General features: G+C 47.9%; 15 protein-coding genes and 1 riboswitch. Of the genes, 1 reads left to right on the top strand and 14 read right to left on the bottom strand.

Features of this window, described 5'->3' with window-relative positions:
• Nucleotides 1-97 precede the first annotated feature (97 nt).
• Nucleotides 98-1,027 (top strand): FAD:protein FMN transferase, encoded by a 930-nt coding sequence (locus H027_RS0101595; RefSeq protein ID WP_338064796.1) that lies wholly within the window; start codon nt 98-100, stop codon nt 1,025-1,027.
• Nucleotides 1,028-1,041: 14 nt separating this feature from the next.
• Here H027_RS0101595 and dcuR read toward each other — a convergent pair whose 3' ends face one another.
• From dcuR to nirB, 14 genes are all read right to left on the bottom strand, one after another.
• The gene (gene dcuR, locus H027_RS0101600; protein WP_024870784.1) at nt 1,042-1,779 is read right to left on the bottom strand and encodes a two-component system response regulator DcuR; all 738 of its coding nucleotides are present in this window, start codon (nt 1,777-1,779) and stop codon (nt 1,042-1,044) included.
• Between the two features lie 251 nt (nt 1,780-2,030).
• The gene (locus H027_RS18215) at nt 2,031-2,915 is read right to left on the bottom strand and encodes a tetratricopeptide repeat protein (protein WP_024870785.1); all 885 of its coding nucleotides are present in this window, start codon (nt 2,913-2,915) and stop codon (nt 2,031-2,033) included.
• Between the two features lie 2 nt (nt 2,916-2,917).
• Entirely contained in the window at nt 2,918-5,392 is a 2,475-nt protein-coding gene (locus tag H027_RS0101610) for a hypothetical protein (protein WP_024870786.1), read from the bottom strand.
• Nucleotides 5,393-5,581: 189 nt separating this feature from the next.
• Complete coding sequence (locus tag H027_RS0101615; protein ID WP_024870787.1) at nt 5,582-6,412, bottom strand: dienelactone hydrolase family protein; 831 nt, start codon at nt 6,410-6,412, stop codon at nt 5,582-5,584.
• 106 nt (nt 6,413-6,518) lie between these two features.
• Complete coding sequence (locus H027_RS0101620; protein WP_024870788.1) at nt 6,519-6,941, bottom strand: molybdenum cofactor biosynthesis protein MoaE; 423 nt, start codon at nt 6,939-6,941, stop codon at nt 6,519-6,521.
• A 1-nt stretch (nt 6,942) separates the two neighbouring features.
• Nucleotides 6,943-7,185, bottom strand: a complete 243-nt coding sequence (gene moaD, locus H027_RS0101625; RefSeq protein ID WP_024870789.1) for a molybdopterin synthase sulfur carrier subunit — start codon at nt 7,183-7,185, stop codon at nt 6,943-6,945.
• A gap of 78 nt (nt 7,186-7,263) precedes the next feature.
• Nucleotides 7,264-7,743, bottom strand: a complete 480-nt coding sequence (gene moaC / locus H027_RS0101630) for a cyclic pyranopterin monophosphate synthase MoaC (protein ID WP_024870790.1) — start codon at nt 7,741-7,743, stop codon at nt 7,264-7,266.
• Nucleotides 7,744-7,752: 9 nt separating this feature from the next.
• Entirely contained in the window at nt 7,753-8,265 is a 513-nt protein-coding gene (gene moaB / locus H027_RS0101635; RefSeq protein WP_024870791.1) for a molybdenum cofactor biosynthesis protein B, read from the bottom strand.
• A gap of 11 nt (nt 8,266-8,276) precedes the next feature.
• Complete coding sequence (gene mobA, locus H027_RS17375; RefSeq protein WP_024870792.1) at nt 8,277-8,846, bottom strand: molybdenum cofactor guanylyltransferase; 570 nt, start codon at nt 8,844-8,846, stop codon at nt 8,277-8,279.
• 1 nt (nt 8,847) lies between these two features.
• Nucleotides 8,848-9,825 carry a GTP 3',8-cyclase MoaA gene (gene moaA / locus H027_RS0101645; RefSeq protein WP_081741340.1) on the bottom strand — a complete coding sequence of 326 codons (978 nt, stop codon included), beginning with the start codon at nt 9,823-9,825 and terminating at the stop codon, nt 8,848-8,850.
• A riboswitch (molybdenum cofactor riboswitch) is annotated at nt 9,813-9,945 on the bottom strand. It overlaps the preceding gene by 13 nt.
• Before the next feature lie 220 nt (nt 9,946-10,165).
• Nucleotides 10,166-10,960 (bottom strand): molybdopterin-synthase adenylyltransferase MoeB, encoded by a 795-nt coding sequence (locus H027_RS0101650; RefSeq protein WP_024870794.1) that lies wholly within the window; start codon nt 10,958-10,960, stop codon nt 10,166-10,168.
• A gap of 8 nt (nt 10,961-10,968) precedes the next feature.
• On the bottom strand, nt 10,969-12,189 hold the full coding sequence (gene moeA, locus H027_RS0101655) for a molybdopterin molybdotransferase MoeA (protein ID WP_024870795.1): 1,221 nt from the start codon (nt 12,187-12,189) through the stop codon (nt 10,969-10,971).
• 10 nt (nt 12,190-12,199) lie between these two features.
• Nucleotides 12,200-12,529, bottom strand: a complete 330-nt coding sequence (gene nirD / locus H027_RS0101660; RefSeq protein ID WP_024870796.1) for a nitrite reductase small subunit NirD — start codon at nt 12,527-12,529, stop codon at nt 12,200-12,202.
• Complete coding sequence (nirB, locus tag H027_RS0101665) at nt 12,526-15,045, bottom strand: nitrite reductase large subunit NirB (protein ID WP_024870797.1); 2,520 nt, start codon at nt 15,043-15,045, stop codon at nt 12,526-12,528. The genes nirD and nirB overlap by 4 nt, the downstream gene beginning before the upstream one ends.
• Nucleotides 15,046-15,234 lie beyond the last annotated feature (189 nt).

Below are 15,234 nucleotides of genomic sequence, written 5' to 3' on the forward strand. Positions count from 1 at the left end.
AAGCCAGTGGGCGATGCTCACTGGCTTTTAATCATACTGCTGTCGGAGTATCGCTTTGTCATCGGAAAAACACGTTTATTCCTACTCTGTCGTACTAATGGGGTCCCCCATCGTCTTGAAGCTTTTTGAAAATAATCAATCTGCTGCTCAAACCGTGTTCCGCCTGATCAAACAACAGGAAGATTTACTGACGGTCAACCGTGAACATTCTCAGCTTATGGCGGTCAATCATGCTGCTGGACAACATCCCGTTGTGGTCAGTCGTCCGGTTTTTGATCTGATCAGTAAAGCAAAAGAAGTCAGCCTGCTGGAAGGCAGTTGCTTTAATGTCGCCATTGGCCCCTTGGTTAAACGCTGGAAAATCGGATTTCAGGGGGACACGGTGCCATCGCCGGAAGCGCTTCGCGCATTGCTGCCACTGACCGATCCTGCTCACGTTGTGCTCGACGCTCAAGCCTGTTCGGTGTTCCTCACCCAGCTAGGAATGGAACTTGATCTCGGGGCGATCGCCAAAGGATACATTGCGGATCGGGTGCGGGAACAATTACGCCAGATGGGTATTGAACAGGCGCTGATTAATCTGGGCGGCAATGTGCTGACATTGGGTACGCCCGCGTATGACGATCAGCACACCTGGGGGATCGGGTTACAAAAACCGTTCTCGCCCAACGGCACCATGCTTGGCGTGATCGCGGTTACAGGCAAATCGGTAGTCACGTCAGGTATCTATGAACGGTATTTTGAGAAAGACGGCATGCTTTATCACCACATTCTCGACCCTAAAACCGGCTATCCGCTCGATAACGAACTGCTCAGTGTCACGGTGATCTCTGACAATTCAATCGATGGTGATATCTATACAACTCTGCTGTATGGCATGGGGGTAGAAAAAGCCCTGCATCATCTCACCACACAGCCACAACTTGAGGCCATCTTCGTGACGAAAGCCGGTCAGGTTATTTGTTCCTCGCAACGCCACTGCCAATTCACACTGACCGATAACGACTACCATCTGGTTTTGAAATAACCAGAATAGGCATCCTAATTCTGCGCGTACAGCTTCAGTTGTGCGTGCTGCGATGATTGTAAATGGTAACGATACATTGGCCGGCCGGTGACACCATAATGCACACAGGTATGCAAAATATGGCTTTCCTCCAGCCAGACCAGATATTTACGGCAAGATACCCTGGAAATCATGACCGCACTGGCCAGATCATCCGTGGAGAACTCCTGCGCTGAGTGGGCATCTATCCACTGACAAATTGTACGCATTGTTTGTGAAGTTAACCCCTTAGGTAACACGCGTTTAGTATCATTTGCCGGAATGGGAATTAGAGCACTCCCCCCATGAATAATTTGATCTAATTCAGATTGTTGGTAAAACTGCTGGTTATCAAGCAGTTCTCGTTTCCGTTTCCAGTTGGTCAGGGCTTCTTCAAATCGGGAGAACTGAAAGGGTTTGAGCAAATAATCGACGACACCATAATGCAGCGACTTTTTGATCGTCATCGCATCGGAAGCAGAAGAAATAATAATCACATCAATCGAACGGTGGGAATCATGCAGCACAGGCAGCAGATCCAGACCATTCTCGCGCTGCATGTAGATATCAAGCAGAATCAGATCGATTGGGTAGTCTGGGTTGAGCACAAACTCTTTTGCCTGCGCTAAAGTTAACGCCACACCACAACATTGAAAACCATCAAGTTGTGTCACATACCGATGGTTCAGTTCTGCCACCATTGCGTCATCATCGACGATTAAAACATTGATCACTTGGTCACCCCTTCCCTATTCCCGCAAAGTGTACAAAAAAATAGAGGGGACTGCTCGGGATCTGTTTCAAGGTTAACTTTATTGCTGATTTATCTCAGGAATACAATGAGCTACTTATATGTTTGAATTTATTAAATACAATATTGATAGGCGGTATTCTTGACACGAAAAACCCATTTGGATCTTAATTGTTTTGGCCACAGAAAATATCAGTCAGCACAAGGCTGACCGGATATGTTCGTCAATAAAGATCACTTAGAACGCTCAAAAACTATTGATGGTATCTTATTTTCTTTTCCTTCCTTTTTCATTAACTCAATGTATTTTTTATATTTTGTTCTTGCGCTATCAAAAGACTTAATATCCCAATATGCATCAGCCAAATTTAAATAAGCAACAACCCGCTCAGGGTCTCTGTTTATTATTCCATTCAAAATAATAATTGCAGGAATTGGCTGACCATATTTTTCAGCATAAAAAGCATAGTCATTAAGCATCCCGATATTTTCTTTTTTTATTATTTTTGTAAGCTCATAAGCAAAATCATAAGGTATCAATTTCGGATTTTCTGCATTTTTTGAAAATAAAACATCAAATTGCTTTTTCCTTAAAGCATTTGTTACAAACTTAAAATCTTCATTGATAGCATTCTTAGTGGTAACCTCATCATCAACTTTCATAGAAATCTGTTTATCATTAAAACTAGAGAGATATACACAACAACTATATCTTTTCACTGAAAAATTCATTGGCAAATCATTTGTTGACTTAGTCTCTCTAAACGGTTCTTCCCATGAAGAAACTTTACTTAAAAACCACGATTCTTTATTTTTATCCCAGTAAAAATCTAGTCTATTGATATAAGGGTTTGATGTAGATTCGAAATCAATACTTATCACCAAATGATTAGGTATATAACCGCTACCAACTCCACCACCTTGTAGACTAAATAACCCTGTTGATGTTCTCCCTGATACTCCATCAATTATAGTTATAGAGTCAAGGTCATCTGAGCTTCTTATTATTTTTACTTGTTCATCATTTCCATCACAATTAAAATCATGGTATGAGCATATTTCTGACGCAATGGTTTTTGTTATAAATAAAAAAAACAAGAAATAAATTTTAAATTTCATATTTAAAGTTCCTTTATTCTTTGCTCTGCAAACAATTTTGCTTGTGTGAATGTTTTCCCATAGAATTTTTTGAGTGTTGGAGAATATTCAACATATCCATTATCACATAACTCTATAAACCGTTGATAACCAGCTTTAGCATCGATTAAACTCTTTTCCTTTCCAATTTTATTGCCATGAGGGTCTGACCAAAGTCCCCACCCATAAGCTAGTTTTATTTTATTAAACACTTCACTTTCAGAAAAAACATATTTCCCCTTTTTGTTTTTTATTGCTTCATCCTCAATACCCAAGATTCTTATTGAATTATTCAAAAATCCCAATCGATCATCAAACCCATTAAAGCCACCGTTAACTATTGCTGTGCACATAATAAAATCATCAGCATTAGAATATTGAGTTAAATTTTTAAACTCACACCAAAACCAGCCAGCGGAGTTTATGTAATGAGGATCATTTTCCAGTTTAGCCATATTGCATTCCGAGCCAACAAATATCTCTCCAATAAAATCACCATAAGCTTTATAGTTATCATAATAAGTTACTTGTAAAGCCCCTCTTCCAATATATGGATAGTAATCAGGTATATTAGTGGATTTTATAGATTCTTTCTTACAACGAAATGATGCGCTTTCATGTAACATTTGTGCTAAAATGTGAGCCCTTGATATGGTTTTTTCCAATTTAAATTTTTTAGGTAATTCATTTATTGAACCTATGTATAGGTCACAATTACTTGAGGATATACTAGGAGCTATTAACTTTAACTGCTCTTTGTTTATCCAGTTTTGACAGCAATCTAAACTCTTTAAACTTAATATTGGATGAAAATGCCAAAACTGATGTGTTAATCCCTCAATCTGACTGGCAAACTCGCATTTAAGAAACCGGTCAATTTCAAACTGAATGGCATTTTTATATTCCTCTTCTGTATTTTTCGCTTTGATTTCTTCAAACAATTTTTTGATATTATCTTGCGAGGTGCGATGCCATTCGCTAGGGTGACAAGCGATAATTTTATACAGATCATTACGCAACGCATGATCTTGTTGCAACGTATCTTGTATTTCCTGACCGGTTAATATGCCATCGCCCACCCCTTTATTGTGAATACCATCAACCAGTTTGAAGATCGATTGAAACATTGGTGATGGTATTTTTTCCGGATCAATATAACCATTGGAATGCGTGTCGTTTTCTTCCAGCATGGTAAACCCCAGATCCTTCCAGTCGTATTGTGTGACCAGTTTTACATCGTCTTCCAGTTTGACATACGCTGTGTCGATCGGACCGCTGGCCATTTTGCCAATACGAATGCCTTTTATATTGTAAAACACAGTGCCCGCCTTATCTTTTACCTGCGGACAATTGCTTTCTTCAAATACATAATCCCGTGCTGCATTCAACAATGGATGCGGGTTTACAAATTCGCCATGACCGTCGCCGCTATACAGTTTGCTGCCTTGAGGGACTTTCAGATATTTTTTCCCACCGAGGAGTTTGGCATCATTATTGAGAAATTTATCGAGAGCCGTTTTGTCGTCAACCGTAAACAATTCGACATGCATTTGATATTTGGTTTTTGTGCTATCTGTTCCGACAGCGAGAAACGGGCTTTCCCAGATGCCCATAAAACCGATGGGATCGCCTGCTTTAATGGGAAAATGGCATTTAACAATGTCATCAAATTCTGAGGGTTCGGCGTGTTTCCAGCTCACTTGGCTTTCATCAACAATCATCCAGCCTTCGTGTAAACGGGAGTGATGCGCAAAAGTAGCCGCATCGTCGATTTTGCACAGTGCTATTTTTAACTTCCGCCCATGGATTGTAGCCCACTTAACTTTATCACTGTCAAACGTTACGGTTTGCTGTTCATTGAGTAAAGCATCATGGGGAGTCGTTCTTGTTTTACAGGCATGTTCGGTTCGATACACCTTCATGCGCTCTTTTGATTTACCAACAATGCTGGATTTCCAATAACCGGGGAAAGCCTTTTTTTCTGTACTCGTACTGTCTGCGCTATAGGTGTGATAATCAGCCAGATGCATGTAGAGGCTGTAAAAGGTGAGTTTGTTGGTTTTACCCTTATTCTCACCGTCTATGAGATTGGCAGGGCTTTCATATTCGTGTTTGATCAGACAAAAACCATTACTGAATTTTAAGTCTACTGACGGGCTGGAACTCTTTGCCTGCCATTGTTGGTTCGGATAGTTTTTATTAAGGCGATATGCGATGACAGTGCCATCCATCATGCAGCGGACGGGATGCGTGTTTTTATGATGAGCGAATTTTTCATCGGTGATGTGAATTCCCCCATGCCAGCAGTTATTGTTTCCTAACAGATAATAACCGCCCGATTGCTGACCTAAGGCATCCAGCAATTTTTCTGGATCCGTGAACTCTTTTCCTTCTGCCGTGACAAACGGCATTTTAACGGCAAGTGGAATTTTCGTTGCCGGTGACTGTGTTGCTGTCATTTTCCTGTGCTCTTTATATTTATAAGAATGACCAGTGACTACCGAATACCGAAGTAGTAGATAGCGCAAAATTATAAACTTAAGAGCTGCATATGGATATGAACCATACCCCGTCAGGAATGACGGGACGACGCGGATTACATGGCCATCCGCGTACAAATCCAACATCGATTGATCTTAAAACCCACGCTATTTAGATGACGCCAACGTCTGCTTGAGAAAAGTAATGGTGGTCGCCCATGCATTGCGGGCCGCTTTCAGGTTTGCGCCATTCATCCCATTTTGCTGACGTAAAAAAGCATGACCGGCACCAGGGTATATTTTTACCTCATAGCGTTTTCCCAGCCGGAGCATTTCTTGTTGTGCCGATGGAACGGTGGAGGTCACTCGGGCATCAGCACCACCGTACAGACCCAAAACAGGTGCATGCACAGCTTTCAAAGTTTCTGTCTTGGGAGACACCCCGTAGTACACAACCGCCGCACTCAGCGATGGTTGTTGCGTTGCCCAGTTAAATGCCACACCACCGCCCCAGCAAAAACCAACGACAGCATAGTGTTTGTCTGAGGCTGGTTGCTGTGATGCCCACATGGCGGCACCGTCCAGTCGTCGCTGCAGTTCTGCGACATCAAGCTGACTGATAGCTTTGCGCACATCATCACCGGTAAATGACGCGGTGCCTGCCCCAGCTTTACCTTTTCCACTGAGAAAATCAGGAGCAATCACCAGAAATCCTTCTGCCGCCAATTGGTCTGCGGTGGCTCTGGCCCAATCCGTGAGGCCAAAAATCTCGTGGATCAGGATGACAACCGGCGCCTTATCACTACGCTCAGGATAAACCACCCAGGCATCAACTTTATCACCATCGCCGGCATCATATTTTACCCACTCCCCATGACGAGGAGATGCCGTCAATGAGGCAATGGCACCCGCCTCCATCGGCGGTAATTTTAATGGCTGTGCATTTGCGGAAGCCAACGCCAGTATTAGCATGAGTATCGTGGATAGCAGGAATCGCATAAATACCTCACCAATCCGAAAACTGAAATCTGATTGAGTATGAGTATAGGCAATTTTGGCTATGGTACAGGTCTCGTGACTGCGACCGAGTCAATATACGATTCGCTTAGGAAGGAGTGACCCAACGCAGAGAACCGTCGCTCAAACGTTCTTTTTTCCAAAATGGCGCGCTGGTCTTCAACTCATCAATCAGAAATTCACACGCTGCGAATGCGGCTTTGCGATGTGCACTGGCCACCAGAATCAGCACGATTTGATCATTGATGGTGAGATCCCCCACTCGATGAATCAGCGTGCAGCCTTGGATTGGCCAACGTTCATGGGCCTCTGCCACCAGCTTTTCCAGACTTAGCTGCGTCATGGCCGGATAATGTTCCAGATGTAATCCGGTCACATCGCTGTTTTGGTTAAAATTCCGCACTTTACCAATGAAGCTGACGATGGCGCCGGTTTCCAGGTTATCACTCAGCCGGGCATATTCCGTTGCCACATCAAAATCTTCTTGCTGAACCAGAATTCGATCACTCATATCAGCCTCCGGTTACCGGTGGGAAAAAGGCCACTTCATCATTCGCTGATAAGGGGGTATTCCACGGCACCAGGCATTGATTCACCGCCACCAGCAACGCAGAATCCCGCAATGCCAGTTGCCATTTATCGCCCCGTTCTGCCAGTGCATCCCTGAGTTGTTGTGCCGTCACATCTTGTGCGTCGATGATCAGTTCATCAACGCCCACCAGTTCGCGGGTTTGAGCAAAAAATAATACTTTCATCTGTTCCTCCGACGTCCTTGTAGTAACACTTCCCGGCAAAGCCGGGAGAATACCGGCTGTATCAGGATGATCGGGCGGCTAAACCTGAAAATCGCCGGATTTACCGCCGGTTTTACTCAACAGCCGCACCGACTCAATCACCATGTCTTTTTGCAACGCCTTGCACATATCGTAGATGGTCAGTGCAGCAACTGAGGCAGCTGTCAGCGCTTCCATCTCCACACCGGTTTTGCCGTTGAGTTTGCACAATGTCTCGATACGCACCTGATTGCGCTGCGTGTCTGCGGTCAATTCCACCTCGACCTTGCTCAGGGCCAGTGGATGACACAGCGGGATCAGATCGGAGGTCTTTTTCGCTGCCATGATCCCAGCGATACGGGCGGTCGCAAACACATCGCCCTTATGATGATCGCCCGCCATCACGATGCGCAGCGTTTCGGCTGACATCGACACGATTGCTTCGGCACGTGCAGTGCGCGTGGTGATCTCTTTTTCGCTGACATCCACCATGTGCGCTTCGCCGCTGCTGTTGATATGCGTTAACTGATTTGACTGCATGGAGTTTCCTTAGCGGCGCAGGTGTGGCACGAAGTTACAGGGTTTATGACGGGAATCGAGCTGTGACTGAATGATGTGCTCCCATGCGGTCCGGCAGGCATTGGTTGAGCCTGGCATACAGAAAATCAGTGTCTTGTTGGCCATGCCCGCCAGTGCACGACTCTGAATAGTCGAAGTGCCAATTTCATTAAAGGAAACCTGACGAAACAACTCACCAAAGCCTTCGATGGTTTTATCAAACAACGGGGCTACTGCTTCCGGCGTGGTATCGCGACCGGTAAAACCGGTGCCGCCAGTGACCAGTACCACTTGCACGTTTTTATCGGCGATCCAGCGCGACAGAATGGCGCGGATGTCATATTTGTCATCGATGACAATCTGTTTTTCGACCAGATGATGACCAGCCGATTGCAGATTATCGACCAGTGAACGACCGGAGGTGTCGGTTTCTTCGTTGCGGGTGTCCGATACAGTGAGTACAGCAATATTGAGCGGCACAAAGTCAGTCGCAGCATGAGACATAGTGATATTCCTTAATAAGTTCCGTTTAACAGAAGCTGGCACTGTTGCCACTCTTCCGGGGTATTCGTATTGCTAAAACAGTGGTGATATTTCGGCGATACCGGTAATTCGGTGATATGGGCTCGCCGATAAAACTGAGTGATACTGCGCTGGTTGGCCGGAATTTCCGGCGCTAATAATTCAGCCAGAATTTCACGATTCGTCTCATTATTCAGCAGCAGTAATGGGAATTGTGCATCGGCATAGCTGACACCGTTACCTTCAAATCGAAAATGCATCAGCAGTTGTACCAACTCAATAGTCATATACGGCATATCGACCGGCAGGATCAGTAATCTCTCGGTTTGGCAGGCTTCCAGCCCAGCGGCGATGCCAGAAAGTGGCCCGAGTTGTTCGGTATCAATGACACAACGATAGCCATAATAATTACCGCTGATCAGCACCTGCCGACAACCGGCCAACTCCAGTAATTGCATGGCTCGATTTAACAAGGTTTCACCATTAATCTCGAGTAAGGCTTTGTTGGTCCCCATCCGGCTGGAACGGCCGCCAGCCAGCACTAATCCGGTTGTTTTGTGCATATCAGCCTCCGATTGATGCTAGATGTGGTGTCACGCCACTGTTCCCTTCATGCAAGAAATGGGTTTCCCGTTTCTGGGTTAAGCCTTGCAGAATGCGGCTTTGTAATTCGCTGTTTTGTTCATCGGTTTGCAACAGATCGCGCAGAGGCACGCCTTCTTCACCAAACAGACAAAGATGCAGTTTGCCGATGGATGAAACCCTCAGCCGATTACAGTTCGCACAGAAATCTTTGCTGTAAGGCATGATGAGGCCGATTTGCCCTTGATAATCCGGGTGCGAAAACACCTCCGCCGGGCCATCGGTCAGATCGCGGTTTTGCTGCACCCAACCCTCCCGCAGCAGACGCGCTTTCACCGGCAGACCACTCTGGTGGTGTTTCTGAAAACGGGCATCCATCTCACCAGTTTGCATCAGTTCGATTAAGCGTAGCTGGATCTGCTGGTTTTTCAGCCAGAACAGGAATTGCGAAAACTCGTGGTCGTTGAGGTTTTTCAGCAATACGGTGTTCACTTTGATTTTGCGAAACCCGGCTTGCTGCGCGGCATCCAGCCCGGCCAGGATCTCCGCCAGTTTGTTTTCACCAGTAATGAGTTGAAACTGACGTGGGTCGAGACTGTCGATGCTGACATTGAGGGAGCGTAACCCGGCATCAAACCATTGCTGCGCCCGCTCTTTCAGGCGATAACCGTTGGTGGTCATCGCCACATTTTCGATACCGGTGATGTTGGCCACGGTTTCAATAATCGCTGGCAGATCACGGCGCATAGAGGGTTCACCACCGGTGAGGCGGATCTTCTTCACGCCCAATTCGGCAAAGCTGGTCGCCACCCGTCGAATTTCGTCGACAGTGAGGAAAGATTTGCGTCCGTCGGGGCGATAGCCATCCGGCAGACAATAAGTGCAGCGAAAATTACAGGCTTCTGTCACGGACAGACGCAGGTAATGAAAGCGGCGGGAAAAACCGTCTTCTAATATCATAAACACCTTTCCAAATTCGGGAGGCCAGTGCATTTCTTTACTGACCCTCGCAGTGTTAACTGCTCGGCTGTATGACCTTATCGGAGACTTAGGTAATACAGCTCGGTGTGTGTTTTGTATTCCGGAAGACCCGGCTTCTATTCTGCGACCGACACGCGGTGAATCCATCCTTGGACGCTTGTACGCCGCATCCTTGCGGCGTACAGTCGTCTGCAGAACAAAAGCCGAATCTTCCTCCTCTTTGTTTGTTAACTAACCATATTTTCAGATTGGATGAACTCATACTCTGAAGGCGACTGTGTGCCGCAGGGATGCGGCACTCAAGCCCCCATGGATGGGTTTACGGCGTGTCGATCTCAGAGTATGAGTTCGTCCGAGCATCATCCCCGCATACAACACAACTACTATTTTTCTGTAATTTCATTGCCCGGAATTGCCCGTTTAAGCCATCAATCAACAACAACTGACTGCTTAACGGTGTTCCGGCCTTGGTCAGCAGTTTCAAGGCTTCCACCGCCTGTAAACTGCCGACCACCCCCACTATCGGGGCCAGCACGCCAGCTTCGACGCAGCTTTGGCCCACTTGGTTAGAAGAAAAAAACTGGCTGAAGCAGTGGTAGCAGGGTTCGTCTTGCAGCCAGCGAAAAACGGTAACCTGACCTTCAAAGCGGATCGCCGCACCGGACACCAGTGGGGTTTTCTGCATAAAACAGGTCAGATTTAATAAATTACGGGTATCCAGATTGTCACTGCAGTCGAGCACCAGATCGTGTGCCGCCACTAACGCCAGAGCGGATGACTCATCCAGATAGTGTGGTATAACTTCAAACTGACAATTCGGATTTAAAACTGTTAGGGTTTGACGCGCGGATTCCGCTTTGTTCATGCCTATGCGGGAATCGTGGTGCAGCACTTGCCGTTGCAGATTGCTGACATCAACCGTGTCGCCATCCACCAGCGTAAGTTGCCCGACACCGGCCACCGTCAGATATTGCGCGGCAGCACAGCCAAGACCACCAAGACCGACCACCAGTACACGTGCATTTTTCAGCGCCGTCTGACCATCGAGATCAACACTGCGCAGATTGATCTGACGGTGATAACGCAGCAATTCCTGATCAGTCAGCTCTTTCATTTGCCACCTCAGTTCACGATCTCGTTAAACAATTCCACGGTGACAGATGTGCCGACTGGTACATCGTTTTCCACAATAACGAAACAATTGGCAGCACACAGCGACGTGAACATGCCGGAGCCTTGTGCACCGGTCGAACGCACGGTGATCTGACCTTCGGTATTGACGCTCATGTAGCCACGCTGAAAATCAACACGGTTTTTCGCACTGCGGAAATTGTGTTCCGCAATGGCCGGAATACGTAATGGCGCAACAGAGATTTCACCCGCCAGTTTGCGTAATGCCGGTTGCACTAGCTGATAGAAAGTAACGAATGCAGACACCGGATTTCCTGGCAGACCAAAGAAGTGTTTATCGCGGATCTTGCCAAACGCAAACGGCTTGCCCGGTTTCATCGCCACCGACCAGAAGCCGACTTCGCCCAGCTCCAGCAGCAGATCTTTGGTGTAATCGGCTTCACCCACCGAAACGCCACCGGAAGTGATGATGGCATCGGCCGTTTGCGCGGCCTGAATAAAGGTGTCACGCAGTTGTGCCGGATCATCAGGAATAATGCCGAAATTCAGGCATTCGATGCCCATCCGGTTCAGCATGGCCTCGATGCCGTAACGGTTGGAATCGTAGATTTCACCCTCGTGCAGAGGCGTTCCCGGCAGTTTCAGTTCATCACCCGTGCTGAAAATCGCGACTTTCAGACGACGGTGAACCTTGACCTCTGGCAAGCCTAATGTCGCTAGCAACGGCAAAGCACGGGCATGTAACCGCGTACCCGCAGTCAGCACAACATCACCGATGCGGATCTCTTCGCCCAGATAACGGATATTGGCTTTGGCTTTTGGCTGCTGAGTAAACAACACGCCTTCCGAAGTCTGCGCCGTATGTTCTTGCATGATCACGGTGTCTAACCCCGCAGGCACTTGCGCACCGGTCATGATGCGCAGGCAGGCGCCAACTGGGATCTCACCGCTAAAGGGTTGTCCGGCTAAAGCGGTGCCAGCAACTGGCATGACTATGCCATCACGCCAGTCGGCAAAACGGAAGGCGTAGCCATCCATCGCGGAATTATCAAACGGAGGCATATTCAGCGGAGACAACACATTCTCCGCTAAGATATGCCCCTGTGCGGTTGTCAGTGGCACAGTGATGTGTGCGCTCACTGGCGTGATTTGCGCCAGCATGGTCGTTAACGCGTCCTGAACGCTCATAGCTCCTGCATCGCAACAACTCATAATGATTTCCTTATTCCGCTTTTAACCAGACTTCGTTATCACGCACTTCCACCGGCCAGCTTTTTACGGCGATCCCTGGCGCGTCTAAACAACGACCGTCGCTCAGTGCGAAATGCTGCTTATACAAGGGCGATGCGACACACAGTTCATCCTGAATATCGCCGATAATGCCGCGGGAGAGCACAAAGGCCTCACCCAGCGGATCCCAGTTATCCAGTGCATATACCGATGGAATTTCATTCGGTATATAAAACACCGCAACCTGTTTCCCATTTACTAATGCAGTACGGCCGGAATGTTCAATCAGGTCGTTCAACTCACAAATTTTTTGCCAGCTCATACCAACTCCTTGATTAAAATTAACTCTTCATCCGCCATAGGGATCGCCTGCTCACGCACGATCTGACGTGGTGGCATATATGCCTCATCGCTATTCACGAACGGTGCAAAGCGTTTCAGTTTTTCCTGATCTTCAATGGTGGTTTTCCATTCACACTGATAGGTCGCGATCAGGTGCTGCATCTGCGTATCCAGCTCAGTGGCAATCCCAAGTTTGTCGTCGATGACCACCGATTTCAGGTAATCCAGACCGCCTTCCATGTTTTCCATCCACACGGAGGTACGTTGCAGACGATCACCGGTGCGGATGTAGAACATCATCAGGCGATCGATATATTGGATCAGCAATTCATCGGTGAGATCGGTAGCGAACAGATCGGCATGCCGTGGACGCATCCCGCCGTTGCCACAAATGTAAAGGTTCCAGCCTTTATCGGTCGCGATCACGCCAAAGTCTTTGCTTTGTGCTTCGGCACATTCACGTGTGCAACCGGAAACAGCCATCTTGATCTTGTGCGGTGATCTGACGCCTTTGTAGCGATTTTCCAGCAGTACCGCCATGCCGACTGAATCTTGCACGCCATAACGACACCAGGTCGAACCGACGCAAGATTTCACAGTACGCAGCGATTTGCCATAGGCATGACCGGTTTCAAAACCGGCATCGACCAGTTCTTTCCAGATCGCCGGTAATTGATCCGCTCGCGCACCAAACATGTCGATACGCTGACCACCGGTCACTTTGGTATAAAGGTCATATTTCTTCGCCACCTGCCCCAACACAATCAGCTTGTCGGGAGTAATTTCCCCGCCGGCGATACGCGGTACGACCGAATAGGTACCGTCTTTTTGCAGGTTGCCGAGAAAAGCATCATTAGTGTCCTGCAATGGCTGATGCGGCTTTTCCAGGATGTGATCGTTCCACAGTGATGCCATGATAGAGCCGATCATCGGTTTGCAGATATCACAGCCGCGGCCTTTGCCGTGCTTGCTTAGCACCTGTTCAAACGTTTTCAGTTCGCCAACGCGGATCTGATGAAACAGTTCCTGACGGGTAAACGCAAAGTGTTCACAAACATGGTTGTTTGCTTCCATGCCCATTTCGGTCAGCGTCTGATCAACCACCTGTTTCAACAGGTTCGAGCAACCACCACAACCGGTGCCTGCCTTGGTGCAGGCTTTCACATCGGCAACGGTATGGTTACCCGCTTTCACCGCCGCAACCACATCACCTTTGGTGACGTTATGGCAGGAACAGATGGTGGCGGTATCCGGCAGCGCCAGTGAGGTCGGTTTCGCACTACCGCCTTCCGGCAGCAGCAGTGACAGCGCAGGATCAGGCAGTTCCATCTTGTTCAGATAGAATTGCAGCAGTTGATCGTAATCGCTGTTATCGCCAATCAGGATCGCACCCAGCAGGATTTTACCGGTTTCATCGGTCACCAATTTTTTGTAGATGCCGGACGGACGATCCAGCAGCAGTAATTCCTGCGCACCTTCACTGGCCGCATGGCTGTCACCGATAGCACCGACATCGACACCCATCAGTTTCAGCTTGGTGCTCATGTCGGCACCTTTAAAGCGGGTGTCACCACCCAGTAACGTACTGACTGCAGAGCGCGCCATCTGGTAGCCCGGTGCCACCAGACCAAAAATTTTGCCTGACCACAGTGCACATTCACCGATCGCCAGAATATCCGGATGCGAGGTTACGCACTGTTCATCAATCGTTATGCCGCCCCGTTCGCCCACAGCCAGACCGGCCTGACGCGCGAGACGATCTTCCGGGCGGATACCGGCAGAGAACAGGATCACGTCAGTTTCGAGATGGGTACCATCTTTGAACATCATGCGGTGCAGTGCGCCTTCACCATCGACGATTTTGTCAGTGGCAGTATCGACATGCACTTTCACACCCAGACTCTCAATTTTGTTTTTCAGCATGTCGCCAGCAACCGGGTCGAGCTGAACCGGCATCAGGCGTGGCGCAAACTCGATGACATGCGTTTCCAGACCGAGTAGGCGCAGCGCGTTAGCCGCTTCCAACCCCAGCAAACCGCCACCAACAACCACACCGGTACGGCCACCAGCACAGGCATCGCGGATTTCATCAAGGTCAGCCAGTGTGCGATAGACATAGCAGCCCTTACGCTCATGACCAGGAATAGGTGGAACGAACGGATAAGAACCGGTTGCCAGAACCATTTTGTCGAATGCATAGATATCACCATGTTCAGAAACAATCTGTTTTTTGTCCAGATCCAGCGCTTCGGCTTTACAGCTCAGGATCAGGGACACGCCTTTCGCGGCATACCATTCCGGATCGGCCATCTGCAGCTCTTTCGGCGCCCGTCCGCCAAAGACTTCCGACAGATGTACCCGGTCATAGGCGCTATCAGGCTCGGCACCCAATACCGTGACGTCGAATTGTTCCAGACCACCAGCGTTGACCAGTTGTTCCACGAAGTGATGGCCAACCATGCCGTTTCCGACGACTAACAAACGTTGTTTGCTCATGTTTATGTTCCTTAAACTACGGCACTATTTGCAATTAAATCCGTTTTAGTGGTGTTCGCACCCGTTGGTGTCCGGCTCAAAAAAAAACGCCTCACTGGATAATTCCAGTGAGGCGTCATTGCCTGAGTAACCAAATTCTTCGGTAGCCAGTTGGCTGATCCGTTAACAATTTAGATACATTCAGCTTTC

Source organism: Tolumonas lignilytica (assembly GCF_000527035.1).
Lineage (GTDB): Bacteria > Pseudomonadota > Gammaproteobacteria > Enterobacterales > Aeromonadaceae > Tolumonas > Tolumonas lignilytica.

What these genes read in the sequence shown, in the direction of transcription:
- H027_RS0101595 (WP_338064796.1), top strand. Translation starts at nt 98, where the DNA reads ATGGGGTCCCCCATCGTCTTGAAGCTTTTTGAAAATAATCAATCTGCT.
- H027_RS18215 (WP_024870785.1), bottom strand. Translation starts at nt 2,915, where the DNA reads ATGAAATTTAAAATTTATTTCTTGTTTTTTTTATTTATAACAAAAACC.
- H027_RS0101610 (WP_024870786.1), bottom strand. Translation starts at nt 5,392, where the DNA reads ATGACAGCAACACAGTCACCGGCAACGAAAATTCCACTTGCCGTTAAA.
- H027_RS0101615 (WP_024870787.1), bottom strand. Translation starts at nt 6,412, where the DNA reads ATGCGATTCCTGCTATCCACGATACTCATGCTAATACTGGCGTTGGCT.
- H027_RS0101620 (WP_024870788.1), bottom strand. Translation starts at nt 6,941, where the DNA reads ATGAGTGATCGAATTCTGGTTCAGCAAGAAGATTTTGATGTGGCAACG.
- moaD (WP_024870789.1), bottom strand. Translation starts at nt 7,185, where the DNA reads ATGAAAGTATTATTTTTTGCTCAAACCCGCGAACTGGTGGGCGTTGAT.
- moaC (WP_024870790.1), bottom strand. Translation starts at nt 7,743, where the DNA reads ATGCAGTCAAATCAGTTAACGCATATCAACAGCAGCGGCGAAGCGCAC.
- moaB (WP_024870791.1), bottom strand. Translation starts at nt 8,265, where the DNA reads ATGTCTCATGCTGCGACTGACTTTGTGCCGCTCAATATTGCTGTACTC.
- mobA (WP_024870792.1), bottom strand. Translation starts at nt 8,846, where the DNA reads ATGCACAAAACAACCGGATTAGTGCTGGCTGGCGGCCGTTCCAGCCGG.
- moaA (WP_081741340.1), bottom strand. Translation starts at nt 9,825, where the DNA reads ATGATATTAGAAGACGGTTTTTCCCGCCGCTTTCATTACCTGCGTCTG.
- H027_RS0101650 (WP_024870794.1), bottom strand. Translation starts at nt 10,960, where the DNA reads ATGAAAGAGCTGACTGATCAGGAATTGCTGCGTTATCACCGTCAGATC.
- moeA (WP_024870795.1), bottom strand. Translation starts at nt 12,189, where the DNA reads ATGAGTTGTTGCGATGCAGGAGCTATGAGCGTTCAGGACGCGTTAACG.
- nirD (WP_024870796.1), bottom strand. Translation starts at nt 12,529, where the DNA reads ATGAGCTGGCAAAAAATTTGTGAGTTGAACGACCTGATTGAACATTCC.
- nirB (WP_024870797.1), bottom strand. Translation starts at nt 15,045, where the DNA reads ATGAGCAAACAACGTTTGTTAGTCGTCGGAAACGGCATGGTTGGCCAT.